Origin of the sequence: Campylobacter sp. JMF_08 NE1 (assembly GCF_027737875.1) — a bacterium.
Lineage (GTDB): Bacteria > Campylobacterota > Campylobacteria > Campylobacterales > Campylobacteraceae > Campylobacter_B.
This window is the reverse complement of sequence record NZ_JAOVUC010000003.1, coordinates 90489-116300: the sequence shown is the minus strand read 5'-3', so window position 1 is coordinate 116300 and position 25812 is coordinate 90489. Positions and strand designations below refer to the sequence as shown.

The window sequence follows — 25812 nt, the reverse complement described above, 5'->3', positions numbered from 1 at the left end:
AAGGTTAATCAAATTTCGATATAATTACTTATTTATAATTTTTTAAAAAAGGATTTAAGATGAGAATTCCAAATGATTTTGAAAAACTAGGAATTAGCGGTGAAAAAGAAATTTTTTATAACCTTAGCTATGATGAGCTTTTTGAGCACGAAAAACGCGCAAACGAGGGCAAGGTAAGCGATAATGGCACCTTTATGGTTGATACTGGCATTTTTACAGGTAGAAGCCCAAAAGACAAGTATTTTGTAAAGCAAGATCCAAGCGCGAAATATATCAGCTGGGGCAAAATCAATCAACCGATTAGCAAAGAGCTTTTTGATAAACTTCTAGCAAAGGCCAAAAATCAGCTTTCAAACAAATCAATCTATGTCCAAGACGCGTATTGTGGCGCTAGCCTAAAAAGCCGTAAAAGCGTGCGTTTCGTAACCGAAGTAGCGTGGCAAGCGCACTTTGTAAAAAATATGTTTATCCGCCCAAGTGATGATGAATTAGCAAATTTCCACCCAGATTTCGTGGTTTATAACGCTTGCAAATGCGTAAATGAGGATTACGCCAAAGACGGGTTAAACTCAGATGTTTTTGTAATCTTTAATGTCGAGGAAAATGTCGCAGTCATCGGTGGCACATGGTATGGTGGCGAGATGAAAAAAGGAATTTTTTCTATGATGAATTACTGGCTACCATTAGAGGGCAAAATGTCAATGCACTGCTCAGCAAATGTCGGAGCTGGCGGCGACACTGCGCTATTTTTCGGACTTTCAGGCACTGGCAAGACTACGCTCTCTACTGATCCAAACCGCGCGCTAATCGGCGATGACGAGCACGGCTGGGACGATGAGGGCGTGTTTAACTTCGAGGGTGGTTGTTATGCAAAATGTATAAACCTTGACCCAAATTCAGAGCCTGAAATTTACGGCGCAATCAAACGCAATGCACTTTTGGAAAATGTCGTTGCAGACGCAAATGGCAAGGTTGATTACGCCGATGGTAGCAAGACAGAAAATACCCGTGTAAGCTATCCAATCGAGCATATCGCAAACCACGAACCAAGCCTAAGCGCAGGACACCCAAAAAATATCATTTTCCTAAGCGCTGACGCTTTTGGCGTTTTACCGCCTGTTGCGAAGCTTACAAAAGAACAAGCGATGTATTATTTCCTAAGCGGATATACTGCCAAAGTCGCAGGAACTGAACGCGGTATTACCGAGCCTGTGGCGACTTTTAGCGCTTGTTTTGGTGAGCCGTTTATGCCGCTTCACCCGACAGTTTATGCAAAACTTTTAGGCGAAAAAATCGACAAACACGGCGTAAATGTATATCTAGTAAATACAGGTTGGAGCGGTGGAGCTTATGGTGTTGGCAAACGCATGAGCATAAAGGCAACTCGTGCTTGTATAAATGCTATCCTTGATGGAAGTATCACAAAATGCGAATTTGAAAATTTTGAAAAATTTAATCTAGCCGTTCCAAAAGAGTTAGCTGGCGTTGAGACAAAACTTCTAAATCCAGCCAACACCTGGGAAAATGCTGATGAATACGCAAAAACTCGCGAGAAATTAGCGAAAATGTTTGTAGAAAATTTCAAACGCTACGAAGATGTCAAAGAGGGCGTAGAGTATGCAAAAGCCGGCCCAAAAGCTTAAAATTTGGCTTTTGTTAGGCACTGCGGGCTTGTTTTTGGGTTGCAAAGGCGAGCCTGCGAATTTAAAAGAACCGCTTCCTAGTAAAAGCGGTTTTTCTTTTTATGATACGCCGATAAACTACATAAACTATATCCGCCAAAGCTCGAATTTAAACCCATTTGCGCCAAATTCGCTTTTAGATAAAGCTGCGCTAAATCACGCCAAATATGTCGTTACAAACGATGAAATCACGCACGATGAGAGCGAGGGAAGGGCTGAATTTAGCGGCAAAACTCCAAGTGATCGCGCATTTAGAGTGGGATTTAATTCAGGCGTGGTAGAAAATCTCTCTTACAACGCCCACGATATCAAGGCCTCAATCGACGGGCTATTAAGCGCGATTTATCATCGTTTTGGGTTTTTGACATTTGACGCAAATCTTCTTGGCGTGGGATACTACGAGCAGGGCGAAAAATCCGCCTATGTCTATGAAATGGGAAATGGATATTTAGAGGAAATTTGTGGTGGCGGAAAGAGTCAGAGTGGGGACGGCAAATTTATCATAGGGCTTTGCAAAAACAAAAGCCTTGCCATACGAAACGAAAACTACGAGCGCACCAGGTCGCTAAATACCACGCCTTACGCGCATTATCCAAACAAAGAGCCCTCGCTTGCATTTTTTAGCCACGAGCTTCCTGATCCCGTGCCAGAGTGCGCGATTACAGCAAATCCTATTAGCATAGAATTTCACCCCCAAGCCAAACCTGTGGAAATGCTCGAATTTAGGCTATTTGATAGCGAGGGAGCGGAGATTAAAGATACTAAAATTTTGGATAAAAAAAGCGATCCAAATAGACGATTTAATGACAAACAATTTGCGCTTTTTAGCAAGGAAATGTTTAAATTCGACGCTACTTACACGGCGGAATTTAGCTATAAACAGGGCGAAAAGCAAGATAAAATTCGCTGGGATTTTACTACCCAAACCCCAAAATATGACTATTTTATAGTCGGTGGTGGAGAGAATTTAGCCATAAAAAACGGCAAATTTTACGATATATTTTTTGCGCCAAAAGACTGCAACGATGAGGTCAAAAACTACAAAACCAGCTACAATGGCGCAATCGACAAGCCCGAAATCCAAAACATCGCCACAAATATGCTAAGGGTGCGCGTAAATGGCGAACGGGGCGCCAAGCTCGAAATCAGCACGGATAATGGCAAGGTGGTGAGCTTGTATCTAACAGACGAGCCAAAAAATTCTAGTTTGAAACGCAAAATTATAAATTTATTCTAAGGATTATTGATGAAAAAAATGTGGGAAGGCAGGTTTAGTGAGGCTAGTAGCGAGCTTTTGGAGAGATTTAACGCTTCGATCATGTTCGATAGGGAGCTTTACGAGGACGATATCGCAGGCTCAATCGCTCATGCAAGCATGCTAGGCGATGCAGGAATCATCACCAAAGACGAGGCTAGCGCGATAAAATCTGGTTTGGAGCAAATTTTAGCCGAGATTAATGAGGGGAAATTTGAGTGGAAAATCGCCGATGAGGATATCCACATGGCGGTAGAAAAACGCCTAAGCGAAATTGTAGGCAAAGAAATCGGTGGCAAGCTCCATACCGCGCGCTCTCGCAATGATCAAGTCGCCCTTGATTTCAGGCGTTTTGTAATGCGAAAAAACCGCGAAATTTCGGTTCAAATTTTAAATTTGATCAAAACCTTGCTTGAAATTTCAAACTCCCACACAGACGCTTTAATGCCAGGCTACACTCACCTTCAACACGCCCAGCCTGTAAGCCTAGCCTTTCATTTGCTAGCTTATATTTATATGTTTAAGCGCGATTATGAAAGGTTTGTTTCGAGCTTCGAGCGCGGAAATTTCAGCCCACTTGGCTCGGCTGCGCTTGCAGGCACCCCGCACCGCATAAATCGCCATGCCACGGCTAGTGCGCTTGGATTTTATGCCCCTATGGAAAATGCTATGGACGGCGTGAGTGATAGAGATTTCGCCCTTGAAATTTTATTTAACATTAGCCTATTTTTCATGCACGCTTCAAGGCTGTGCGAAGAGCTGATTTTGTGGAGTTCGAGCGAATTTGGCTTCATCACTATAAGCGATGCGTATTCGACTGGAAGCTCGATAATGCCACAAAAGAAAAACCCCGATGTAGCCGAGCTAATCAGGGGCAAAACTGGCAGGGCTTATGGCAATTTAATGGGGCTTTTAACCGTTATGAAGGGTCTTGCTTTGGCGTATAACAAAGACATGCAAGAGGATAAAGAGGGCGTGTTTGATAGCGTAAAAGCGATTTTGGAGAGTGTTGCAATCCTAAATGAAATGCTAAAAACAGCCAAATTTAACAAAAAAAATATGCTAAGTGCGACTGAGCGTGGCCATTTAAGCGCGACTGATTTGGCGGATTTTTTGGTGCGAGAAAAGGGCGTGGCATTTCGCGAGGCGCATTTCATCACCGGAAAATGCGTAGCCACAGCAGAAAGAGCGGGCAAGGATCTAAGCCAAATGAGCGCGGAAGAGCTTCGCTTGGTCGATGAGCGAATCACGCCTGATGCGCTTGCATTTTTGGGGCTAAAAGCTTCGATGGACGCTAGGAAATCTTTCGGCGGGGCTAGCAGTTCTAGCGTGCTAGCGCAGATCGCGAGTGTGCAAAAGTGGCTGGGCGAGAAGAGCAGCTCTATTTAGTTTCAAACACTAAATTTGACGATGAGAGGGTGATTTGGCTAAATTTATGCGAGATAAAATTTCATAAATTTAGCATAAATTCCAAATTTGACGCACTTATTTTTACCTCGAAAAATGGGGTAAAAGCGCTTAAATTTAATGGTATCAAATTTAGCGAAAATATCCAAATTTACGCCATTGGCAAAGCGTGCGCTGATGAGATAGAGGATCAGGGATACAAAAATATTTTCGTAGCGCAAAACTCCCATGGCGATGAGTTTGCGCGCGAAATCGCACCGCACTTAAATGGCAAAAGCGCGCTTTATATCAGCGCCAAAGACAGAGTGTCGAATTTGCCCCAAATTTTGCACGAAAATGGCGTAAATTTAGCCCATATAATCGGCTATGAAAACGCGCCCAAAAAAGCTAGCATTTCGCAAAAACCAGCTTTAAATTCCGTGATAATTTTTACTTCGCCACTAAATGCAAAAAGCTTTATCTCAAATTTTGGTTGGGATAGCTCGTATGAGGCGATTTGCATAGGAAATAGCACGGCTAAAATTTTATCCAAATTTACTACGCCCATAATTAGCGAAAATCAAAGCATAAAAGCGTGTGTGGATTTGGCGTTTGCTTGTATTTTAAGGCAAAAAAACATATAATTTCGCTTGCCTGGGTGATGCGCCAGCGTTATTTATGAGGGTCTAACATATTTTAGTAGGCGACGATGTGATTTGCCGGTGTGACGCGGCTCGGTTTGAGGCTCTGAGCTTACGGGTTGCGACCTAAGGGCTTGTCCTAGTTGCAAGATTGGCTTTGTTTTAGGCCGAATCTTTTTCACGCAACGCTCACTTGGGCTATTTTTACACGGAGTTTTACCTTGAAAATTTTAATCATCGGCAGTGGTGGCAGAGAATACGCTATCGCACTTAGACTAAAAGAGGATAAAAATGTTTCAAATCTATATTTTGCCCCAGGAAATGGCGCGACTAGCGCACTTGGCGAAAATTTGGATTTGACAACTTTTGAGGAACTTGCAAATTTTGCGAAAGACAACAAAATCGATTTGACGATTGTAGGCCCAGAAGATCCGCTTACAAAGGGCATTGTCGATGTATTTAAATCAAAAGGTCTAGTGATTTTCGGACCGAGTAAAGCGGCAGCTCGTTTAGAGGGTTCAAAGGCCTATATGAAGGAGTTTTTGGCTCGTAACGCTATCCGCACCGCTAGATTTTTAAACAGTGATAATTTCGAGGAAATTTCTAAATTTATCCACACCCTAGATGAAAAAGTCGTTGTCAAAGCCGACGGGCTTTGCGCAGGCAAGGGCGTAATAATCGCTCAAAACCACGACGAGGCCAGAGACGCGGCATGGGAAATGCTAAAAGGCAGTTTCGGAGATGCTGGCAAAACCGTGGTTGTCGAGGAGTATTTAGACGGATTTGAGCTTAGCTTTTTTGCGATTTGCGACGGGGATAATTTCGTCTCTTTGCCAGTAGCCCAAGATCACAAACGATTGCTAAACCGCGATCAGGGTCCAAATACAGGCGGTATGGGCGCATACGCTCCAAGCCCGCTAGCAGATGAGGCGCTGATAAAAAGGGTCGAAAACGAAATCGTAGCTCCGACTTTAAGAGGTATGAAAAAAGACGGCAATCCGTTTTGCGGAGTGCTTTTTGTGGGGCTTATGATCGTGGGCGGAGTGCCGTATGTGCTCGAATACAATGTCAGATTCGGCGACCCTGAGTGCGAGGTTTTGATGCCTTTAATCGACGGAAATTTAAGCCAAATTTTATACGATGCAGCCACTGGCAAGCTAACAGACATCAAACTCCGCGATAAATTCGCCGTTGGTGTCGTAAGTGCTAGCGAAAACTACCCTTACAAATCTACGCCAAAAACAAAGATTAATTTAGGCAAAATTCCAGCTAACACTCACATTTGTTACGCTGGCGTTAGCGAAGAAAATGGCGAAATTTACGCAGACGGTGGAAGAGTTTTGGTAAGTGTGGGTGTAGCTAATAATATCAGAGAAGCGCGAAATTTAGCCTATGAATTAGTCAAAAATATAGAATTCGAAGGCTCTCAACACCGCAGCGATATCGCATATCAGGCACTTAGGGACTAAGTAGGTGTTAGCTAGTCTTCCTAAGAGAATTTTTGCCTTTATTTTAGATGAGGTGATTATGGGCGTGCTTTTTACCTTTATGCTCATTAGCGTGGCTTCCGAGCCAATGCTAGCGGCCTTGCAGATGAGCGGAAGCGACCCAATGGCGCTAAATAACGCAATTGCGCCGTATTTGCCCTATCTAGTAATGGTGAAATTTTTATATCACGCGATATTTGTATATTTTTATGGCGCGACTTTGGGAAAACTAGCCCTAAAAATAAAAGTCATCAGCGCTAGGGACGAAAACGAGAGGCTTAGCTTTGGCGTTTGCGCGTTTAGATCGGGCGTTAGGCTGGTTAGCGAAACAGCATTTTATATCGGATTTTTGTTTGCATTTTGGACGAAATTTCGTCAGAGTTTGCAGGATTTGGCAGCAAAAACCTTGGTGGTAGAAATTGAAAAAAAGTAAAATTTTAATATTAACATTTGGTGCGTTAGTGGCAAATTTGCTTAACGCAAAGGTGCAAAATGTCGAGTTAATCGCCGATAATGTCGAGCGAAACGGCTTTTTAACCATAGCTAGAGGCAATGTAACTGTGTATTCACAGGACTACTTCCTCACAGCCGATCGCGCCACTTATGATGAAAAAAACGAAATAATCGAGCTTTTTGGTAATGTAAATGCAATGCGAGGTGATAACGAAACCACTCGTGCTGAATATGTAAAAATTGATCTTAAAAACAACACCCAAGAGGCAAAAGCAAATTTTATGATGGATAAAGACGCTGAGCTTTGGATGCAAAACGATGAGAGTTGCAGTGATAGCGAATATTACCGAGTTAAGGGCTCTGTGGTATCTAGCTGTAATGTCAATGATCCAGACTGGAAAATCAAATTTAGCAGTGGCAAGCTAAATAAAGAGAGCAAATTTTTACACCTTTTCAACCCTAGATTTTATATCGGCGATGTGCCTGTGTTTTATCTGCCGTATTTTGGCGTGCCTACTGATACTACGCGTAGAACCGGTCTCTTGCCACCAGAGGGTGGATATATCGGCGATGAGGGCGTGTATTACAAACAGCCGATTTATTTCGCGCCGTATGATAGCTGGGATTTGCAGTTAGACCCGCAGGTTCGTTCGCGCCGTGGTTTTGGTGTGTATGGGACATTTAGGTTTGCGGATTCGCCGTATTCAAGGGGCGAAATTCGTGGCGGTGTGTTTGATAATTTTACCCGCGCCCAAGAACGCTTAGAGTATAAAAACGAAAAACACCACGGATACGAGATCGAATACGATAGAAGCAAACTTGTAGGATATCTAATCGATGGAAATTTCAAAGAAAATTTATGGATTGACTTTACGAAATTAAACGACCTTGAATACTATGATTTAAAGAGCAAAGGTGGCGTCGATGAGGACGATAACGCGTTAGTAACTTCTAAGCTAAATTATTATTTGACGACAGATGACCATTATTTTGGGCTTTATGGCAGGTATTATATCGACACTAGCAAGCTCAACCAAGATAGCGTCTTCCAAAACCGCGACACAGTCCAAGAGCTACCGACTGCGCAATATCATAAATTTATCGATGATATCTTTGTGCCAAATTTGCTCTACTCTGTGGATTTAAAGGCGCGAAATTTCACCCGCCAAGAAGGCGTTACTGCGCGCCAATACGAGCTTGATATTCCGCTTAGTTATAGCGATAGATTTTTGGGCGATTATTTGGGGCTTAGCGTGAGTGAGCGTGTGTATATGACGCATATAGATTGGAGCGATAAATATTACTATGCAAACGGCGAGTTAGAAGCCGATAAAAGCACATTTTACGCCAATCAATACACCGAATTTTCAGCATTTACGGATTTAGCCAAGGCGTATGAGAGCTTTTATCATACTATGAATTGGAGGGCTGATTTAAGGATTCCTGGCTGGCAAAAGGGCGAGATTGATAAGAGAATTTTAAAATCTCATCAATACGAATACGATGAAAAAAATGGAAATTTGCGCAAATCCCGCTTGGCAAGGTTACAAGATTCGCTGTATTGGGAGGATAATTTCCTTGGCGAGCTTGGCGAAGAATACACGCACGAAAATATCGCCCTTGGTATGACGCAGTATTTCTACGACGAAAATGGGCGCAAATTTATCCGCCACTCGGCTAAACAAAGCTATGATTTTGACGATGAAGAGCTGGGAAATTTCGACCATAGATTTGATATTTATTTCGCAAATGGGCTAAATTTGGGCAATCGTTTCACATACTCGCACAAATATGATAGTTTTAGCAAGGTTCAAACCTACGCAAACTACTCGAATTCTGATTTTAGCGCGAGCATAAGCCACGCTTATACCTACGATCAATTCGGCGACGAAAACGAAAAACGCTACAAAAAAGACAACTACACAATCGCAAATTTAAGCGCGAATTTGCCAGGAAATAACAAAATTTTCGGGCGCTGGGAGTATGATTTGGCTAGGTCGTATTCAAAAATGTGGAGGCTAGGTATCACGCATACGAGAAAGTGCTGGAACTACTCTTTCGTCTATCAAGAAGACATCGAGCCAAAAAACACGAGCAATGCTGATTACACCAAGGCTAAAAAAGAGCATGGATTTTACTTTTTCGTAAATTTCTACCCATTTGGCGGGGTTGGATATGATTTTTCGGTTGATACCGAGTATGGTGAAGCGCAATGATACCAAGAGCGGAATTGATGTTTGAAAACGAAGTAGAAGCGGCCGAAAAGCTAGCTGAAATTCTGCCCTCAAACGCGGTAAAAAACGAAAATTTCCTAATCATAGCCCAGTCGTTATCATCGATTTATTTGGTAAAAAGACTATCTGAAAAGCTAAATTTAAGCTATGAATTTTTATTTAGCGAGATGATTTATGCGCCAAATAATCCAGAGTGCGTGATAGCCTGTGTGAGCGAAACGCAAGAGATAGTTTTCATAAATGAGCTTGTAAAAAGCTTTGGGATAAGTTTAGATTATATTTACGGGCAGGCTAACCGCAAATATGAGGAAAAAATTTTAAAAAATGTCTATAAATTTCGCAAGGGCACGCTCTTGCCTGATTTGGCTAGAAAAAATGTAATCTTAGTCGATGAGGGTTGCGAGAGTGGGCTTACGACGATGACATGTATAAAAACACTAATCAAACTAAATGCAAAGACGATTTTTTATGCTACGCCGGTTATTAGCACTGATAATGCCGAAGAGATAGAAGCCGCGGTAGATGGGCTATACGCCGTGCATAAAATAAAAGATTTTGTAAATGTGGATTTTTATTATAAAGAGAAAAAAGAGGAAAAAGCCGAGGATATTATGCAAATTTTAAATAATTGCGAATTTTACCTACCATTTCACAAAGAAAAAAACATTGATAAAAACGAAAACAAGGAGAGTAACAATGCAGTGCAAGATTGATGTAAATAATCAATTAGAAATTTTTGACATAGACAAGGTCGCAAAACAAGCAGCGGGTGCTGCGCTTATGCGTGTGGGTGATACTGTGGTGCTAGCTACGGTCGCTAGGGAAGATAGACAGGTAGAGGAAGATTTCTTGCCATTAACCGTGCAATATATCGAAAAAATGTATGCCGTGGGAAAAATCCCTGGCGGATATATCAAAAGAGAGACCAAGCCGGGCGATTTTGAGACGCTAACTAGTCGTATTATAGATCGCTCGCTTCGCCCTCTTTTTCCAAAAGGATATGCCTATCCTACCCAAATCGTAGTTTATGTCCTTTCAGCAGATCCTGAGGTGGATTTGCAGGTCGTGAGCCTAAATGCGGCAAGTGTGGCGCTATATCTAAGCGATATTCCTATGAAAGCCCCAGTGTGTGGTGTCAGAGTAGGCCAAATAGACGGAGAGTTTGTGCTAAATCCGTCAAATTCAGCCCTTAAAAAATCAGCCCTTGATCTGTATGTAGCTGGCGTGGGCGATGAGCTTTTGATGATTGAAATGCGCTCGCTCCCTCAAATCGTAGATGGCGTCCAAAGCATGAACGAACTACCAGAGGATTTGACAGCCCAGGCGATAAATTTCGCTGCTAAGGCTATCGAAGAGGGCTCGCGCAAATACGAGGAAGCATTTTTAGCGCTTAAAAAACCAGACGCAAATTTAGAGTATAAACCAGAAATCGAAGATGAAAATATCGCCAAATATATCGACGAAAATTACAAAGACGCCGTAAAAGAGGCGATTAATCAAATGGCAAAAAGCGAGCGCGCAACCGAGCTAAATAAAATCGTAGATAAAATTTTAACCGATGAAATCGCGGTGCAAAACGAGTGGCAAAAAGAAGTAGTAACAAATGTCATTGGCAAATACAAACGCCAAATCATACGCACTCAAATCATCGAAGAGCGTCGCAGAGCCGACGGACGCGCGCTAAATGAGGTGCGCCCAATTAGTATTGAGACAAACATTTTGCCACGCGCGCACGGCTCATGCCTCTTTACCCGTGGTCAAACACAGGCTTTGGTGGTGGCAACTCTGGGCGGAGATAGCGACGCTCAGCTTAGCGATAGCCTAACTAGCCCAGAGCCGATAGCTGAGAAATTTATGTTTAATTACAACTTCCCTGGATTTTGCGTAGGCGAAGCAAGTCCGCTAAAAAGCCCAGGTCGCAGGGAGCTAGGACACGGAAATTTGGCAAAACGAGCGATTTTTCCAAGCATTGATATAAACTCTCCTCAATCAATGCGCGTAGTAAGCGAAATTTTAGAGAGCAACGGATCTAGCTCAATGGCGTCAGTATGCGGTGGCGCACTATCGCTTCGCGCAGCTGGCGTAAAAACCATAAAACTAGTCGCTGGTGTTGCAATGGGACTAATCTTTGAGGGCGAAAAACACGCGATTTTAACCGACATTATGGGCTTAGAAGATCACGACGGGGATATGGATTTCAAAGTCGCTGGTAGCAACGACGGAATCACTGCGCTTCAAATGGATATCAAGCTTGGCGGAATTAGTCTAGAAGTGCTAAAAGAGGCGCTAGCGCAGGCCAAAGAGGGCAGGGCGCATATATTAAATTTAATGGAGGAAGCAAACGCAAATATCGTAATCAATGAAGCCGTGCTTCCAAAACTCGAAATTTTCAGCGTCGATCCTAGCAAAATCGTCGATATCATCGGTCAAGGCGGAAAAACGATTAAGGAAATTACCGAAAAATTTGGCGTTAGCATTGATTTAGATCGCGAAAAAGGCGAGGTTAAAATCCAAGGCGCGAACAAAGACGGCGTCGATGGCGCAAAAGAGAGAATTCTCTCTATCGTTTCAAATTCGAAAGATTTCCGCAAACCGCGTGGCGATAGAGGCGATAGACACGAGCGCAAAGAGGTTAAATTTGAAATCGGCGAGGAATTTGACGGCGTAGTGCAAAGCTCGCTAGATTTTGGCACATTTATTTCACTTCGTGACGGCGTAGATGGGCTTTTAAGAGCGAAATTTATCACAACTCCATTTAAACCAGGCGATGTGGTTAGAGTGCGTGTAACAGAGCAAAAAGGTAGTAAAATTTCACTTGAATTAGTGTAAAAAGGAGGCAAAATGGAGCTTAAAAAACTTTTTTTCCCAATCGGTGGCGGCGAAGAGTTAGAGGGCAGAATTCGTGGTGCGTTGCTTGTGAATAAATTTTTTGGCACACACATGAATATCATGGCGTGCCAGCTAGATCCTAAGATGATTTATAATGTCCGCATGACGCTAAAAGGCGGGGTTTTAATGGACGAGTTTTTGGAGTCGGCAAACGAGGAGATGAAGGCTGAGCGCGATGAAATCGGCGCAGTTTTCGAGGCAGAGTGCAAAAAAATCGGCCTTGATATGCACGAAGATGAGAGAGTGGGAAAAAGTGCTTGCTTGCGCCATTTGGTAGGAATTCGCTCTGAGCTAGTTGAAAAGCACTCTAAATACTGCGATCTTGTCGTGGTCTCAGTGCCCCCAACTGGCACGATTACGGGCACTTTCGAGGCGGCTGTTTCAAAAAGTGGCAAGCCTTGTATCGTAATCCCAAGAGAGCTAAAAAGCTTTAAGGCTGATAAAATTTTGGTCTCTCTTACAGGCACGGCTGCAAGTGCCAGAGCGCTCGATCACTCGCTAGACTTGCTCAAAAAAGCGCAAAATGTCACAATCATCACAGCCAATCACTATCTCCAAGATAGCGCAGAAGAGACTAAGCGCAGAATCACTGAGTATCTAGCACTGCACGATGTGAAAGTCGATAAATTCGAGCTTTTAAACATTGACGGCAAAATTCCAGGGCAGGTTTTGATAGACTATGCAAACAACGGCGGATACGATTTAATCGTCGCTGGACTTCACTCAAACACTGGAATTAAGGAAATTCTGCTTTCAGGAACGAGCAAATTTTTCTTGCAAAACACGCAAATTCCTGTTTTAATGTAAATTTTATATGGGATTTTCCCATATAAAATCCTAAATTTAAAATGAAAAACAAATTTGTCTATATTTTGGCATTTTCGCATTTGTGCTGTGATATAAATCAAGGCGCACTCGTGGCGATTTTGCCGTTTTTAATCGCCAGCTATCACTACGATTACGCAACTGCTGCAAGCCTAGTCATGGTCTCAAATATCGTCGGCTCGCTAATCCAGCCCGTTTTTGGTTCGCTAGCTGATAAGAAAAACACACCTTACATTATCCCGCTAGGTCTTATTTTAGCAGGTGGCGGTATCGCGCTAAGTGGCGTTGCGCCTTCATTTGCCGTGCTTTGCGCGGTCGTGATGATCACAGGAATTGGCGTGGCGATGTTTCACCCACAAGCCGCCAGAGCCATAAATAAATGCTCTAATGCGCACAACAAAGCCCAAAATATCGGCATTTTTTCATTTGGTGGGATTTTGGGATTTTCTTTGGGACCGCTTTTTATGACGGCGATTATTAGTGCGTTTGGGCTAAAAGGCACGCTGATTTTCATAATTCCACAAATTTTAATTAGTATTGTGTATAAAATCTTTTACGCCGAATTTAAAAGACTTGGCGAAATTACACCCAAAACAGCCACAAACACCCAAACTAACGGCGTCGATGACTGGGGCGGATTTTATAAACTCATGGCGTTAATCTGTGGGCGTTCTATCATTTTTCACGGATTTAATACATTTTTGGCGCTTTATTTTATCTACGAATTTGACCAAAGTAAGGCTTACGCAAACACGCTATTAAGCGCATATATCGGCGTGAGCGCGATTTTTACCCTTCTTGGCGGCAGGTTTGCCGATAAATTTGGCTTTACAAAGATGATAAAAATCTCATTTCTTTGCCTTTTGCCGATTATGATAATGCTAGCAACCGCGCAAAATTTAGGCTTTGCCGTGGTTTTATTAGCACCACTTGGCATTTTTCTAGCTCTTTCTTATAGCCCGATTATCGCACTTGGGCAAGGATATTTACCAAACCGCGTTGGGCTTGCTTCTGGCGTTACATTTGGGCTGACTGTTAGTATTGGTGGGATTTTTGCGCCGATTTTGGGGCTGATAGCCGATAAATTTGGGCTTGGTTATGTTTTATACACGCTTTGCGGGGTTTGCGTTTTGCCACTAATCATGGCGTTTTTCTTGCCAAATTTAGAAAAAAGGCAAAGCTTATGAAATATTTTTGGCGTTATAGCTCGCCGCTTGGCGAAATTTTTATGCAAAGCGATGGAGCAAATTTAACAGCGCTTAAATTCGGCAAATTTGGCGCAGAATTTAAAGAGCAAAATTTGCAAATTTTTGGGGATACCTGCGCTTGGTTAGATATTTATTTTAGTGGAAATTTGCCAAATTTCACGCCTAAAATTTCACTAATTGGCAGCGAATTTCAGCTTGAAATTTGGCAAATTTTAATGCAAATTCCTTACGGAACTACCACGACTTACGGCGATATTGCGCACGAAATCTCACTAAAAAGACAAATCCCAAAAATGTCCGCCAGAGCCGTAGGCAGGGCAGTGGGAGCAAATCCAATCGCGATAATTATCCCATGCCACCGAGTTATCGGCAGTGGCGGCAAACTCACAGGCTACGCATACGGACTGGATAAAAAAGAGTTTTTGCTAAATTTAGAAAATGCGAAATTTAGGGCTTAATTTACTCCGCTTTTTGGATTAAAACTCTTTCGCATTTTATGATTTCATCAAATCCGCTTTCGAATTTACCGAGATTTATGACGCCTTCGTAGTATGGCTGAGGTTTGTAGTAAAGCACCAAATTTCCCCACGGCGAGAAATAGCCTAAATCGCCGACTTTGCCGTCCGAGCTGGGATCGCCGGCAAAATTTAATCGCACAGGCAAATCCGCGATTTTTTCTCGCCCTGCGTAATCTTTCAAATTTAACTCTAATGGTAAATTTTCATAAAAACTCTTTGCCGCGCCAGTATCGCCCAAAACAGCCACCGCACGGATATTTTCACAGCTAAATTCTACTCTCATATCGCCTCCTAATGCAAAAATCGCGCTCAAACACAAAAAAAGTAGTTTTTTCATAATTTTCCTTTAAAATTTTTGCCTAATCCTGCAAATTTTATTTTACCAAAATTCCGTTAGCATTTAGCCATGCTTTTATATCATCGCCGAGAGTCGCACCGCCTGAGTAATACAAAGCAAATAAATCACCGCCAACTAGCCAAGCAAGGTATTCGACGATGATTTTTGTATTTAATGTGCGAGTATAATAAACAATCAAAATTTTATGATTTTTAGCAAATTTGCTTAAATTTTCTTTTAAATTCGGGCTTAAATTTGCCACACTAAATACCGTCATAGTGCCAAAAATAGCGGAATTTTTAATAAATTCTCGCCTTTTCATCAAAATTATTTTTTACCCCAGTCTCTCATACCGCCACCTTGAAACTCTTCTATTCCCCTGTGTCCGTGGATTTCGATTTTATCAAGTGTGCTTTGAAGTTCGCTAAATTCGCTCTCGCTTAATTCCACGCTCCAAGCTCCCAAATTTTCTAAAATCCGCTCTTTATTTTTTGAGCCCGGAATTGGCACGACATTTGGATATTTGTGAAACATCCATGCTAAGGCGATTTGTGCAGGAGTTGCGTTTTTTCGTTTGGCAAATTCACTCACAAGCTCCACTAACGGAGCGTTTTTTTGCATATTTTCCTTTGACAACTGCGGGATAAATTTCCTAACATCATCGCTATGCGAAAAATCGCTTTTAGCGTTTAATTTGCCTGAAAGCAGACCGCTAGCTGTTGGCGAAAACGGCACCAAGCCGATATTGTTAGCTAAGCAGTATGGCAAAACTTCGCTTTCGCAATCTCGCTCGACCATGTTATAAAGATTTTGCACGGCTGAAACAGGCGTGATTTCGTGTGCTTTTTGGATAGTGTTTTTAGCAACTTGCGAAAGTCCCCAGCCACGAATTAATTTCTCATCAATCAATTTTCCCATAGCCTCAGCTACGATTTCTACGGGGATTTCAGGATTTACGCGGTGCAGATAATACAAATCAACATAATCAGTTTGAAGATTCAAGCGATTTTTCTAAATGCTTTTTGATAACCGCATACGCCGAGCCTTCGGCTGAAATTTCAGATTTGTCAAACATTAGTTTTGTAGCCAAAACCACGCTATTTCTAAATTCTTTTACAGCTTTTCCTAAAATTTGCTCGTTGTGTCCGTAGTGGTAGAGTTGTGCACCATAAACTTCGGAAGTATCGAAAAACGAACAACCAAATTCAAAAGCGGTTTTAATGGCTTCTATACTATAATCAATGCTAGGAATTTGTCCGTATCCGTGCGAAAAGCCCATGCAACCAATGCCGATTGGCGAAACTTCTATGTCGCCTAGTTTTCTTGTTTTCATCTTTTTCTCCTTTAAATTTTTGTTTGCGTTTAGTAAATTTACACCAAATTTACAACTATGCCTAAAATCAGCGAATTTTTCAAAAAATTTCTTCGTTGCATAAAAGCCCCTTAATCAGGCAACTTCCAGCTGTTTAACCTTTCTACCGTCGCAGGGTCGTTGTGATAAACTTCGCTAAAAAGGGATTTTTGCTCGTCCATATTGGCGATTGTTTGCATATCGTTTGTGCTAAGCTCGAAATCAAAAACGCTGAAATTCTCTATCATGCGCTCTTTGCGAGTGGTTTTTGGTATGACGATAATGTCAAGCTGGATAAGATAGCGCAAAATCGTTTGCGCCACGCTCTTTCCGTATTTCTCACCGATTTTTTTGAGAATTGGATTGTTAAACATATCGTTTCTACCCTCGCCAAAACTCGCCCAGCTTTGCACCGCAACGCCATATTTTTTGGCGATTTCGCGGTCAAATTTACGCTGATGAAATGGATTTAGCTCGATTTGATTAACGGCGGGTTTGATTTCGTTATTTATGGCGAAATCCACTAAGCGATCGGGATAAAAATTGCTAACGCCGATTGATTTAATCCTGCCTTCGTTTTTTAGCCTACTCATCGCCCGCCACGCCCCATAAACATCATTGAAAGGCTGATGAAGTAAAAGCAAATCAAGGTAATCTAAGCCTAGCTTTTTCATACTAGCTTCAAAACTGCGTAAAACGCCACTTTCTGTCGCGTTGCTAACCCAAATTTTGGTCGTGATAAAAAACTCTTCTCGCTTAATCCCGCCATTTATCGCCGAATTTACCGCCGCACCCACGCCAAGCTCATTTTGATACGCCTGAGCCGTGTCGATAGAGCGGTATCCTACGCTAATGGCGTCTTCAACGCACCTTTGGGTGTCGTTTTGTGGGATTTGATACACGCCGTATCCTAAAATAGGCATTTTGTTGCCGTCATTTAAAGTGATAAATTTCATAGCTTCTCCTTTTAAATTTTGCGAATTCGCGTTTAAATTTAGCGCACCGCCAAGCAGTGCCGCGCTACCTAAGATCGCAGAATTTTTTAAAAATTCTCGCCTTTGCATAAAAATCCTTTTCGGCAAATTTGATGAAATTTTAGCAAATTTGAGAGTAAAATTCATAGAACAATTCTCCAAATTCCTTGCCTAATCCTGCAAATTTTAATTGTTTTAAAAATTTATCTTAAATTTTATATAATTTTGAAATTAAATTCATAAAAATGGATATAAAAAAGGTTTATAATGTGGTTAAATTTGCGTAAATTTTTTGGATTTTTGGCACTTTTGCTATGTTTGATTTCATTTTTTTATGCCGTTTTTATGCAACTGAGTGGTAATTTTTTTGCAATCTTATACTATCCCATAAGTGCTATTTTCTTTCTCTTTTCTTTGTATTTTTATTTCAAACAAGATAAAAAAACCAAAAGGCAAATGGTTGGTTTTGCTTTGATTTTTGTTTTCATTGTCTTACCTTTTGTTGGTGTGAAATTTTATAATTATGCTTTTAAAGAGCCAAGCTATTTGGTGGGTGAAATAATTTTGGCTAAAAAAATCTCGAATTCAGACGGAAATATCACAAAATATCTAAAACCACAAGTTATACAAACCATAAAATCACAAAATTTAGATTATCTAAAATCACAAGGTTTTAGCGTAAATTCGCAAAGCGAACGCACAAGTGCATTTTTTAAAGGCGTTATCAAAAGACGGAATTTTGCAATATCAATAATAATTGAAAATGACAAAGTGGAAGTTCTAGCGTTTAGTGGATACAATGCGTTATGAATTTACTTAGGCGATTTTGCCTAAGTAAATTCCTTGCCTAATCCTGCAAATTTTATTTTCGCTCGATTCGTTCCGGTCCGCCTTTATTGATAGCGCCTACCACTTTGTGCGGGACATACAGCTCTTCAAGGTATTTGATCTCACTCTCATCAAGGCTGATTTCAAGGCTTTTTGCCCAGTCGTCTAAATGCTCTGTTTTGATTGCTCCAAGCACAGGGCTATCCACACCCTTAGCAAAGTGCCAAGATAAAGCGATTTGCGCCATATTTACGCCGCGATTTTTTGCTACTTCATCAATCCTAGCGATGATTTTAAGATCGCTTTCTTTAAATTCATCGTATTTTACGCGCAAAACCTTGTCTTCATTTACTCGCTTTGAATATCCGTCCCACGAAGTGTGAGCTAGATGACCGCCAGCTAGTGGGCTATACGGCGCGATACTTGTGCCAAACTGCCTACACACGGGGATCAAATCCCGCTCATCTTCCCTATAAATCAGGCTATAATGATTTTGCATAACGCTAAATTTGGTCAAATTTTCACGCTCGGCGCATAGTTGCATGTTAAAAAACTGATAACCATACATCGCACTAGCCCCTAGCGCACGGACTTTTCCGGCTTTTACTAATTCGTGCAAAGCACTCATAATTTCAAAAATTTCGTGGTCGTAGTCGAAGCGATGTATCATATACACATCGACATAGTCCATATTTAGGCGTTTTAGTGAGCCTTCGATTTCACGCATGATTGCCGTTTTGCTTAGTTTGCCTTCGTTGAAAAATACCTTAGTTTCAATTACGACATCTTCGCGTTTGACGCCTAAATTTCGAAGCGCCTTGCCTAGATAAATCTCAGAATCGCCGTTGGTATAGACATTTGCAGTATCAAAATAGTTTATACCAAGCTCCAATGCCCTTGCTACGACCTTTTCGCAGGTTTTCTCGTCCCCGTCAGTCCAAGTAAGAAAGTTTGGATTTGGTCTGCCAAAACCCATACAACCAAGGCAAATTTGCGAAATTTTAATGTCGGTTTGCCCTAAATTTGTGTATTTCATAATCTCTCCTTTTAATATCTGTTTATAAAGTCTTTGATTTCGATAAACGAGCTCTCGCTCTCCCAAAGCTCTGGCATCACAAGCGCGAAATCGTGTGGCATACCGCTATACACGCTCAGGCTAAACTCACCGTTAGCTTTGGCTAGTCTGCGCGCGAGTTCGACGCCGTCATCGGCTAATAGTTCGTATGCGCCCACTTGGATTAGCATTGGTGGCAAGTCGCTCAAATCGGCGTATAATGGCGAAAGGCGCGGATCTTTGAGATCGAAATTTTTAGCATAGCTTGGCGGAGTGATGATTTCTTTGTAGAGAAATTTGTTTTTCTCGCCCAAAACAGCGTCTTTTTTGGCGTTGTCTTTTTTGGAAGCCAAAGCCATACTCATATCTGTCCATGGCGAGATTAGCACCATAAGGCGGGGTTGCGCGACATTTTTTTCTTTTAGATACAGGCTTAATGCAAGGGCTAAATTTCCCCCAGCACTATCGCCGATGATTGCGATATTTTCGGGCTTTACGCCGTTAGCAAGAAGATATTCATACGCGCTAAATGCATCGTCTAGCGCGGCAGGGTATGTAAATTTAGGCGCAAGGCGGTAATTTAGCATATAAATTTCCTTCGCGCCCGTAACCGAAGCGTGTTTTAGGGCGAAATTTCGGTATCTATCGTTTAGTCCGCCCACATAACCGCCGCCGTGGAGTTGCAATATGGTTAAATTTGAGTTTGATTTCAAATTTGCTAATTTTTCGATTTTTAGCTCGCCACTCATTATCTCGCTGTGCTCCCAACCGCTAGGCGCACTAAATGGCGCAGGCTTTGGCGCGTTTTTATCAGGGTTAAAAAATTTATCCATTTGCGCTGCCATATACTCTTGCTTCGCGCTATTTTCGAATTTCAGCCCTGAATTTTGGGGAGTTGCCCCCTGTTTGGCGCACCCTGCTAGGCTTAGTGCCACAGCCACGCTCACACAAAAAAGCGAAAATTTATTTATTTTTTTCATATTTTTCCTTTCATTAAATTTTGCCTAATTCTGCAAATTTTATTTTAATTTCTCATATTTTTTACTTAAATTCAGACCCAAAATTCCCCAAACAAACGAAATTATTGCGCCTAAAATCAAAACTCCACTCACGCCAAATTTAGCTAGTGCTATGCCCTTGATCTGCGATGAGAGCGCGTCTCCGCCGCGATAAACGACCGTGTCAAGGAAGTTTTTGACCTTGTATTTGCTTTCGCTATCAAGCGGGACAAAAAGCATTTCGCGAGCTGGTTTTACAAGGGCGTATTCGCCGATTCTACGCAGGCTCATCACAAGCGCAATACCCCAAAATGCGGGGTGTGTGAAGCTTAGCATAATAAATCCGAGCGCAATCACAAATCCAAGCAGAGCCAAAAGCCACTTTATGCCAAAAAATTTAGCGATTTTTGCCGTTAGGAAAATTTGTATAAAAAAACTAGCGCTTTGCACGATGAGATCGATATTTGCAAAAGCTGCGGCTCTGGCTTCGCGGGTATCAAAGACGGCTCGCACAATCCTAGCTTGTTCCATGTATAAAAATGTGCTAACGCTTGTAAGCAATAAAACAAAGCCTACAAAAGATAGCAAATAGGGCGATTTTAAGATGATTTTAAAGCCATCAAGCGGATTTTTGCTAGGTAGTGGAGTGCTGAATTTTTGAGTGAAATTTGCTTTTTCGCTCTCGTTTTGGAGCAAATTTAGCCCCTCTTTTATGATTAAATTTTTTAAAATCAAGGCAAAAAGTAGCAAAAACGCCGATAAAAATATGAAATTTTGCGTCGAAACTTCTCGCAAAAAGCTAACCAAACTAGCCCCTGCAATCCCGCCTAAACTCGCTCCCGCGCTGATTATGCCAAACATTGATTTGCTAGTTTCTTTGCTAAAAACATCTGCTAGGACGCTCCAAGCCAAGCTTATGACGAAGAGATTAAAAACGCTAACCCAAATGTAAAAAACCCTACAAAGCGTGGCAAATGCGGGGCTTTGGGCGTCAATAAATCGCATAGCGACAAAAAAACCTAGCAAATTTAGGGCAAAAAAGATAAAAATGGCGTCGGTGTAGAGTTTGCGCCTAATAGCCCCACTTAGCCACATAGCCACAAACGAGCAAACAATCGTAGCGATAAAAGTGCCTAAAAATAGCCATTTTAGCTCGTCGCTTCCGCCGTGAATCCCAAGCGCATCGCGAATCGGGCGGAGTAGCGCATACGAGCAAAAAAGCGAAAAAATAAAAAACGCGCTGTAAAGCAAAAGCTTGAATTCTTCGCGCTTTATCTCAAAAACCGAGTAAAATTTCTCTTTAAATTTCGCCTTATTCATTTTAAAATTTGCCTACGATAAATTTTTGCGCATTTACCTAATGAAATTTGTCAAAATTTGCTCTTCATACTCAGGCATAGCAACGGCGTTTTTGGCAAATTCTTTGTTTTTGACAAACCAAGCGATATTTTTGGCTAGTGTTCGCATGGTCTGCAAGCCTTCTTCGTCCTTTGGAAGGTCATCAGGTGTCATGGCGTGGGCTTCGTTCCAATACTGCGAACCAGCCAAAAACATATTTGCAATCGTAAAAAATTTATTTAGTCTATCAAAACTCGCACTAGCCCCGCCACGCCTAGCTATAAGGACACTTGCGCCGATTTTACCGCTAAATTTATTTCCGCCCACGAAAAAAAGCCTTGTCAAAAACGCCTGAATTCTAGCTGTGGGTCCAGCGTAATAAACAGGGCTTCCAGCCACAATGCCGTCAAATTCATCAAGTCTTTGGATTATGTCATTTACCGGATCGTCTTTTATGGCACAACGCCCAGTTTTAGCACAAGAAAAACAGGCAATGCAATCATTTATCGCCTTTTTGCCAAGGTATAAAATTTCGCTTTGAACGCCGTTGTTTTCAAGCTCTTTTGCGATTTCGCTAAGAGCCAAATTTGTGCTTCCGTTTTTGTTCGGACTGCCGTTTATGAGTAAAATTTTTGACATATTTGCTCCTTAAATTTACTAAATTTCACACGCCCTTGCCGTCAAGATAAAATTTTTTCCCTGCGACATAATGGAGCGTTTTTAGCTCATCGCCCACTTCATTAAAATGCCAGTGGCTGCCGTCAAAAACCCTATCGTCGCCATAAGCTGCCACAACCTGTCCGATAAAAAGGTCGTAAGTCTGCTCGTTGTGAGGCTCTGGGATAACTTTGCAAATAATCCATGCAGCGCAACCTGCGACTAGCGGGACTTTGAAGTCATCTTTATAAAACAGCTCCACGCCGTCCATTTTATGCGGATTGTCAAAGCGAGAATTGTTTTCATCGCCCAAATTTAAAAGCAGATCTTTTTGCGTGGCAACGGGGATTTGCACGGCAAAATATCCACTTTTTTCGATGAGAGTGCGTGTAAATGAGCCATTGTGCGGCACTATTGTAACTTTGTCGTAATCAAGCGGACACGCCCAAGTAACCGCCATAGCGTTTGCCACTCCGTCAAATTCAGCCGAGACTATCGTCGTAGCACCGTGGTTTAAAATGTGGTAGGATTTTTGAATATCGACATTAATAATTGCCATTTTTTGCTCCTTTGACGGCTTGTCTTTTGAGTGCTTTTTTGCGATTGTTCGCAGTTGCTTCCTTGCGACGCACGATAAAGTGCGTCTTGGTCGCAACTGCTCCAAAACACAAAAAATCATCTCAAAATACTTCGCCTTAGATTTTTTTTATTTTCATGATTGCGAGAATTTGCAAAGCAAATCCAGCACTATAAATTTATCTTAGCTTTCCATACTGCTCGTCGCTTACAGGTTCTAACCACTCGTTGCTAGCTTCCACGCCCTCGACTTCGACGGCGATATGCGCAAACCAGCTATCCTTTGCTGCGCCGTGCCAGTGTTTGACGCCAGCTGGTATATTTATGACATCACCTGGTTTCATTTCCACGGCTTCCTTGCCCCATTCTTGGTAGTATCCGCGACCTGCTGTGGCGATTAAAATTTGACCGCCACCGCTTTTGGCGTGGTGGATATGCCAGTTGTTGCGGCAGCTTGGCTCAAAGACCACATTATACATTTTGACCTGTTGGGTCGAAATAGCGTTTAGGTAGCTGTTTCCGCTGAAATACTTCGCATACGCGCTGTTTAGTTCGCCCACGCCAAATGGGCTAATTTTGGCGAATTCGTCCTTGCTCATGGCACTAGGATTGCCAAATTTAGCCGAATTTGAAATTTCTAAAATCTCATTAATTTGCGCGTCGCTAACGCCGTTTAGTTTAGCGATTTTTATGTGAGCGTCCCTTTGTGGCTCGGTGCCACTCATCGCCGCTAATGCTGCGACCGTGATGATCTCGCGCTCCTTCCACGAAAAAATCTCGCTCGCAAAAATATCGCCAAATAAATGCGCCTTCAAATAATAATCCACATCTGCGCTAAGTGCGCTTAAATCGACTTTACCGCCTACTAAATCGGTTTGTGTTTTAGAGCCGATTTCAAGGCTATTTAAATTTTTCTCTATGATTTTATTTTCCGTGCCTTGCGTGGTTTTTAAGCCAATTTTTTCGCGCTCTTTAAGCGAAACGCTTAAAACACCAAGCCCATTTAGGGCTTTTGGAAAGCCACAATACGCATAAAGTTGCGCCATTGTATCCTTGATTTCGGCTACGCTCATGCCATTATCGAGGGCAAAATTTACGGCGTTTTTTAACTCGCTTAAATTTGAACTAGCCAAAAACGCTGAAATTTTGGTTAAATTTAGCTCTTTTTGGTTTAAATTTTTGATTTCGCTTTGTAAAATTTGCATATTTCCTCCCGTTTCATTTGCCATGCAAACCCCGCAAAATAGCGAAGTTATGGCTAGTGTTAAGATTGATTTTTTAAAAAACATACTCTCTCCTTTACAATTTTTCAAGATTTGCGATTTGTGCCATATCATCATCGCTTAAATTAAAATCAAAAATGCTTATATTTTCGATCATACGGGACTTTGTCGCAGTTTTTGGGATAGTGATGATATTTCTTTGGATTTGCCACCTTAAAATCACTTGTGCTGCCGTTTTGCCGTATTTCTCGCCGATTTTTTGAAGCGTTTCGTTTTTTAAAATTTTAGAACTACCTGAGCCAAAAGGCGAATAAGCTTGCGTGGCGACACCCAGCTTATCAAGCCCGTTTTGCGCACGAATTTGCTGTTTGAAAGGGTGGAGTTCGATTTGATTAAGCACAGGTTTTATAGCAAATTCATCACAAAGCTCTCGCACTAAATCCACGCTAAAATTGCTAACGCCGATTGATTTTATTAGCCCCTTTTCGACTAGCTCGCAAAACCCAGACCAAATGCCCTTAATATCGCCATAAGGAGCGTGGATTAGATACAAATCGATATAATCAAATTTAAGCGCGTCTAGGCTTTCATAAACTGCCCTCTTTGCGCCCTCAAAGCCTACATTTGCGCCCCATTGAAGCTTTGAAGTTACGAAAATTTCGCTTCTAGCGATACCGCTATTTCGCACAGCCTCGCCTACGATATCTTCGTTGCGGTAATACTGCGCCGAGTCAATGTGGCGGTAGCCCGCTTCTAGGGCATTTTCTATGGCTCTAAGCCCGTCCCTGCCACGAATATCCCAAGTTCCGTATCCTAAAATAGGGATTTCCCTGCCGTTATTTAAAGTGAAATTTGGAACTAAATTTTGCATTTTTGCCCCCTTGTTTGCAAAAAGCGAATTTGCGCTCACAATCACGCCTGCGCCAAAAATTACAGAATTTTTCAAAAAACTTCGTCTTTGCATAAAATTTCCTTGCGAGAGGTTAAATTCGCAGAAATTTTACCAAATTTGGGGTGGATTTTGGTAGAACAATCCTCCAAATCCCTTGCCTAATCCTGCAAATTTTTGTCTAATTCTTTGATTTTTTCGATTGCAAGAAGTGCGCCAGTTTTGGCTGTTTGCGAGAGCGCGGAGGAAAATTCGCCCAAATTTAGCAAATCAACCTTAATGCCTAAAAATAGTATTTTTGGGATAAATTCGCGCAGGTATTTGATCCACACGCACGCTGGGATATTGTGTGCGCTGTAAAAATAACTCACATCATCGCTTAAATCCACGAATTCGCACTCAAATTTGGCGTTTTCGTCCATTATCACGCCGATTGCATCGACAGCGACTAAGATTTCTGGCGCGTAAGCTCTGATTTTGGAAAATTCGTTTTCTGGCATGTCCCCGCCAAAAAACACCTTCCAGCCAGGAAGCTCGCGCATGGCGATTTTACCGACTTCTATGCCAACGCCGTCATCGCCACGAAGCTCGTTTCCTACGCACAAAATCGCTTTTTTCATCTAAAAACTTTCCTAAGCGTTAAATAACCCTCATCTAAATCCTTTAAAAACTCACCCAAAGCCGAATTTTCAAGGCTTTGAAAAAGTTTTATGGCGTGTTCTGGGAAAATTTCGATTTCATTTATCGTAGCGATATTTCCTAGCTTAAATTTCGCGTATTCATCGCCCGCGCTTAGTATCTCTTCCCACTCATTTTCGCTAAATTCGCAAATCTTCTCGCTAAAATCAATCGTGCCAACCCCATGCCCAAGGCTCGTAAAAATGGTGATATCCCTAAATTTTGGAGCACGCTCTGGCTCATCTACATGGCGTTTTGTCAGCTTCCAAACCTCTATCATAATCCTGCCTTAAATTTGAAATTTTGCGAAATTATACAGATAAATTCTTAA

General features: G+C 41.9%; 25 protein-coding genes and 1 pseudogene. 13 read left to right on the top strand and 13 right to left on the bottom strand.

What is annotated here, in order from left to right; genetic code table 11:
* The first annotated feature begins 59 nt into the window (after positions 1-59).
* The 12 genes from pckA (at position 60) to OFN91_RS03825 (ending at position 14518) form a co-directional block, all read left to right on the top strand.
* The gene (pckA, locus tag OFN91_RS03880; protein ID WP_270873352.1) at positions 60-1643 is read left to right on the top strand and encodes a phosphoenolpyruvate carboxykinase (ATP); all 1584 of its coding nucleotides are present in this window, start codon (positions 60-62) and stop codon (positions 1641-1643) included.
* Positions 1618-2919 carry a CAP domain-containing protein gene (locus OFN91_RS03875; RefSeq protein ID WP_270873351.1) on the top strand — a complete coding sequence of 434 codons (1302 nt, stop codon included), beginning with the start codon at positions 1618-1620 and terminating at the stop codon, positions 2917-2919. Before pckA ends, OFN91_RS03875 begins: the two co-directional genes overlap by 26 nt.
* Positions 2920-2928: 9 nt before the next feature.
* On the top strand, positions 2929-4326 hold the full coding sequence (argH, locus tag OFN91_RS03870) for an argininosuccinate lyase (protein WP_270873350.1): 1398 nt from the start codon (positions 2929-2931) through the stop codon (positions 4324-4326).
* Positions 4296-4967 (top strand): uroporphyrinogen-III synthase, encoded by a 672-nt coding sequence (locus OFN91_RS03865; RefSeq protein WP_270873349.1) that lies wholly within the window; start codon positions 4296-4298, stop codon positions 4965-4967. Before argH ends, OFN91_RS03865 begins: the two co-directional genes overlap by 31 nt.
* A 218-nt stretch (positions 4968-5185) precedes the next feature.
* Positions 5186-6433, top strand: a complete 1248-nt coding sequence (gene purD / locus OFN91_RS03860; RefSeq protein ID WP_270873348.1) for a phosphoribosylamine--glycine ligase — start codon at positions 5186-5188, stop codon at positions 6431-6433.
* 4 nt (positions 6434-6437) lie between these two features.
* Complete coding sequence (locus OFN91_RS03855) at positions 6438-6884, top strand: RDD family protein (RefSeq protein ID WP_270873347.1); 447 nt, start codon at positions 6438-6440, stop codon at positions 6882-6884.
* 28 nt (positions 6885-6912) lie between these two features.
* Entirely contained in the window at positions 6913-9120 is a 2208-nt protein-coding gene (locus OFN91_RS03850) for an LPS-assembly protein LptD (protein ID WP_270873346.1), read from the top strand.
* Positions 9117-9851, top strand: coding sequence for a phosphoribosyltransferase family protein (locus OFN91_RS03845; protein WP_270873345.1), 735 nt, complete (start codon positions 9117-9119; stop codon positions 9849-9851). The genes OFN91_RS03850 and OFN91_RS03845 overlap by 4 nt, the downstream gene beginning before the upstream one ends.
* Complete coding sequence (locus OFN91_RS03840) at positions 9835-11967, top strand: polyribonucleotide nucleotidyltransferase (RefSeq protein WP_270858542.1); 2133 nt, start codon at positions 9835-9837, stop codon at positions 11965-11967. Before OFN91_RS03845 ends, OFN91_RS03840 begins: the two co-directional genes overlap by 17 nt.
* Before the next feature lie 12 nt (positions 11968-11979).
* Positions 11980-12834 (top strand): universal stress protein, encoded by an 855-nt coding sequence (locus OFN91_RS03835; RefSeq protein WP_270864717.1) that lies wholly within the window; start codon positions 11980-11982, stop codon positions 12832-12834.
* 41 nt (positions 12835-12875) lie between these two features.
* Positions 12876-14039, top strand: a complete 1164-nt coding sequence (locus OFN91_RS03830) for an MFS transporter (RefSeq protein ID WP_270873344.1) — start codon at positions 12876-12878, stop codon at positions 14037-14039.
* Positions 14036-14518 (top strand): methylated-DNA--[protein]-cysteine S-methyltransferase, encoded by a 483-nt coding sequence (locus OFN91_RS03825; protein WP_270873343.1) that lies wholly within the window; start codon positions 14036-14038, stop codon positions 14516-14518. The genes OFN91_RS03830 and OFN91_RS03825 overlap by 4 nt, the downstream gene beginning before the upstream one ends.
* A gap of 1 nt (position 14519) precedes the next feature.
* Here OFN91_RS03825 and OFN91_RS03820 read toward each other — a convergent pair whose 3' ends face one another.
* The 4 genes and pseudogenes from OFN91_RS03820 to OFN91_RS03800 form a co-directional block, all read right to left on the bottom strand.
* Complete coding sequence (locus OFN91_RS03820; RefSeq protein WP_270873342.1) at positions 14520-14915, bottom strand: cyclophilin-like fold protein; 396 nt, start codon at positions 14913-14915, stop codon at positions 14520-14522.
* A 37-nt stretch (positions 14916-14952) separates the two neighbouring features.
* A complete protein-coding gene (locus tag OFN91_RS03815) occupies positions 14953-15237 on the bottom strand; it encodes a hypothetical protein (RefSeq protein WP_270865778.1) in 285 nt (94 codons plus the stop codon).
* Between the two features lie 5 nt (positions 15238-15242).
* A pseudogene (locus tag OFN91_RS03810) lies at positions 15243-16194 on the bottom strand (aldo/keto reductase).
* Between the two features lie 164 nt (positions 16195-16358).
* Positions 16359-17330 (bottom strand): aldo/keto reductase, encoded by a 972-nt coding sequence (locus OFN91_RS03800; RefSeq protein WP_333720465.1) that lies wholly within the window; start codon positions 17328-17330, stop codon positions 16359-16361.
* Between the two features lie 255 nt (positions 17331-17585).
* Between OFN91_RS03800 and OFN91_RS03795 the strand changes: the two genes are divergently transcribed.
* Positions 17586-18050: a hypothetical protein gene (locus OFN91_RS03795; RefSeq protein ID WP_270873341.1), complete on the top strand. Its 465-nt coding sequence runs from the start codon at positions 17586-17588 to the stop codon at positions 18048-18050.
* Between the two features lie 52 nt (positions 18051-18102).
* Here OFN91_RS03795 and OFN91_RS03790 read toward each other — a convergent pair whose 3' ends face one another.
* From OFN91_RS03790 to OFN91_RS03750, 9 genes are all read right to left on the bottom strand, one after another.
* Entirely contained in the window at positions 18103-19104 is a 1002-nt protein-coding gene (locus OFN91_RS03790) for an aldo/keto reductase (protein ID WP_270873340.1), read from the bottom strand.
* 11 nt (positions 19105-19115) lie between these two features.
* The gene (locus OFN91_RS03785; protein WP_270873339.1) at positions 19116-20102 is read right to left on the bottom strand and encodes an alpha/beta hydrolase; all 987 of its coding nucleotides are present in this window, start codon (positions 20100-20102) and stop codon (positions 19116-19118) included.
* Between the two features lie 39 nt (positions 20103-20141).
* Positions 20142-21440: an NTP/NDP exchange transporter gene (locus OFN91_RS03780; protein ID WP_270873338.1), complete on the bottom strand. Its 1299-nt coding sequence runs from the start codon at positions 21438-21440 to the stop codon at positions 20142-20144.
* 33 nt (positions 21441-21473) lie between these two features.
* Positions 21474-22097: a flavodoxin family protein gene (locus OFN91_RS03775; RefSeq protein WP_270873337.1), complete on the bottom strand. Its 624-nt coding sequence runs from the start codon at positions 22095-22097 to the stop codon at positions 21474-21476.
* A 25-nt stretch (positions 22098-22122) separates the two neighbouring features.
* Positions 22123-22674, bottom strand: a complete 552-nt coding sequence (locus OFN91_RS03770; RefSeq protein WP_270873336.1) for a flavin reductase family protein — start codon at positions 22672-22674, stop codon at positions 22123-22125.
* Positions 22675-22870: 196 nt separating this feature from the next.
* Positions 22871-23980 carry a carboxymuconolactone decarboxylase family protein gene (locus tag OFN91_RS03765; protein ID WP_270873335.1) on the bottom strand — a complete coding sequence of 370 codons (1110 nt, stop codon included), beginning with the start codon at positions 23978-23980 and terminating at the stop codon, positions 22871-22873.
* A gap of 10 nt (positions 23981-23990) precedes the next feature.
* Entirely contained in the window at positions 23991-24878 is an 888-nt protein-coding gene (locus OFN91_RS03760; protein WP_270873334.1) for an aldo/keto reductase, read from the bottom strand.
* A gap of 86 nt (positions 24879-24964) precedes the next feature.
* Positions 24965-25423 (bottom strand): hydrogenase maturation protease, encoded by a 459-nt coding sequence (locus OFN91_RS03755; protein ID WP_270873333.1) that lies wholly within the window; start codon positions 25421-25423, stop codon positions 24965-24967.
* Positions 25420-25761 carry a formate hydrogenlyase maturation HycH family protein gene (locus tag OFN91_RS03750; RefSeq protein ID WP_270873332.1) on the bottom strand — a complete coding sequence of 114 codons (342 nt, stop codon included), beginning with the start codon at positions 25759-25761 and terminating at the stop codon, positions 25420-25422. Before OFN91_RS03750 ends, OFN91_RS03755 begins: the two co-directional genes overlap by 4 nt.
* Positions 25762-25812: the final 51 nt, after the last annotated feature.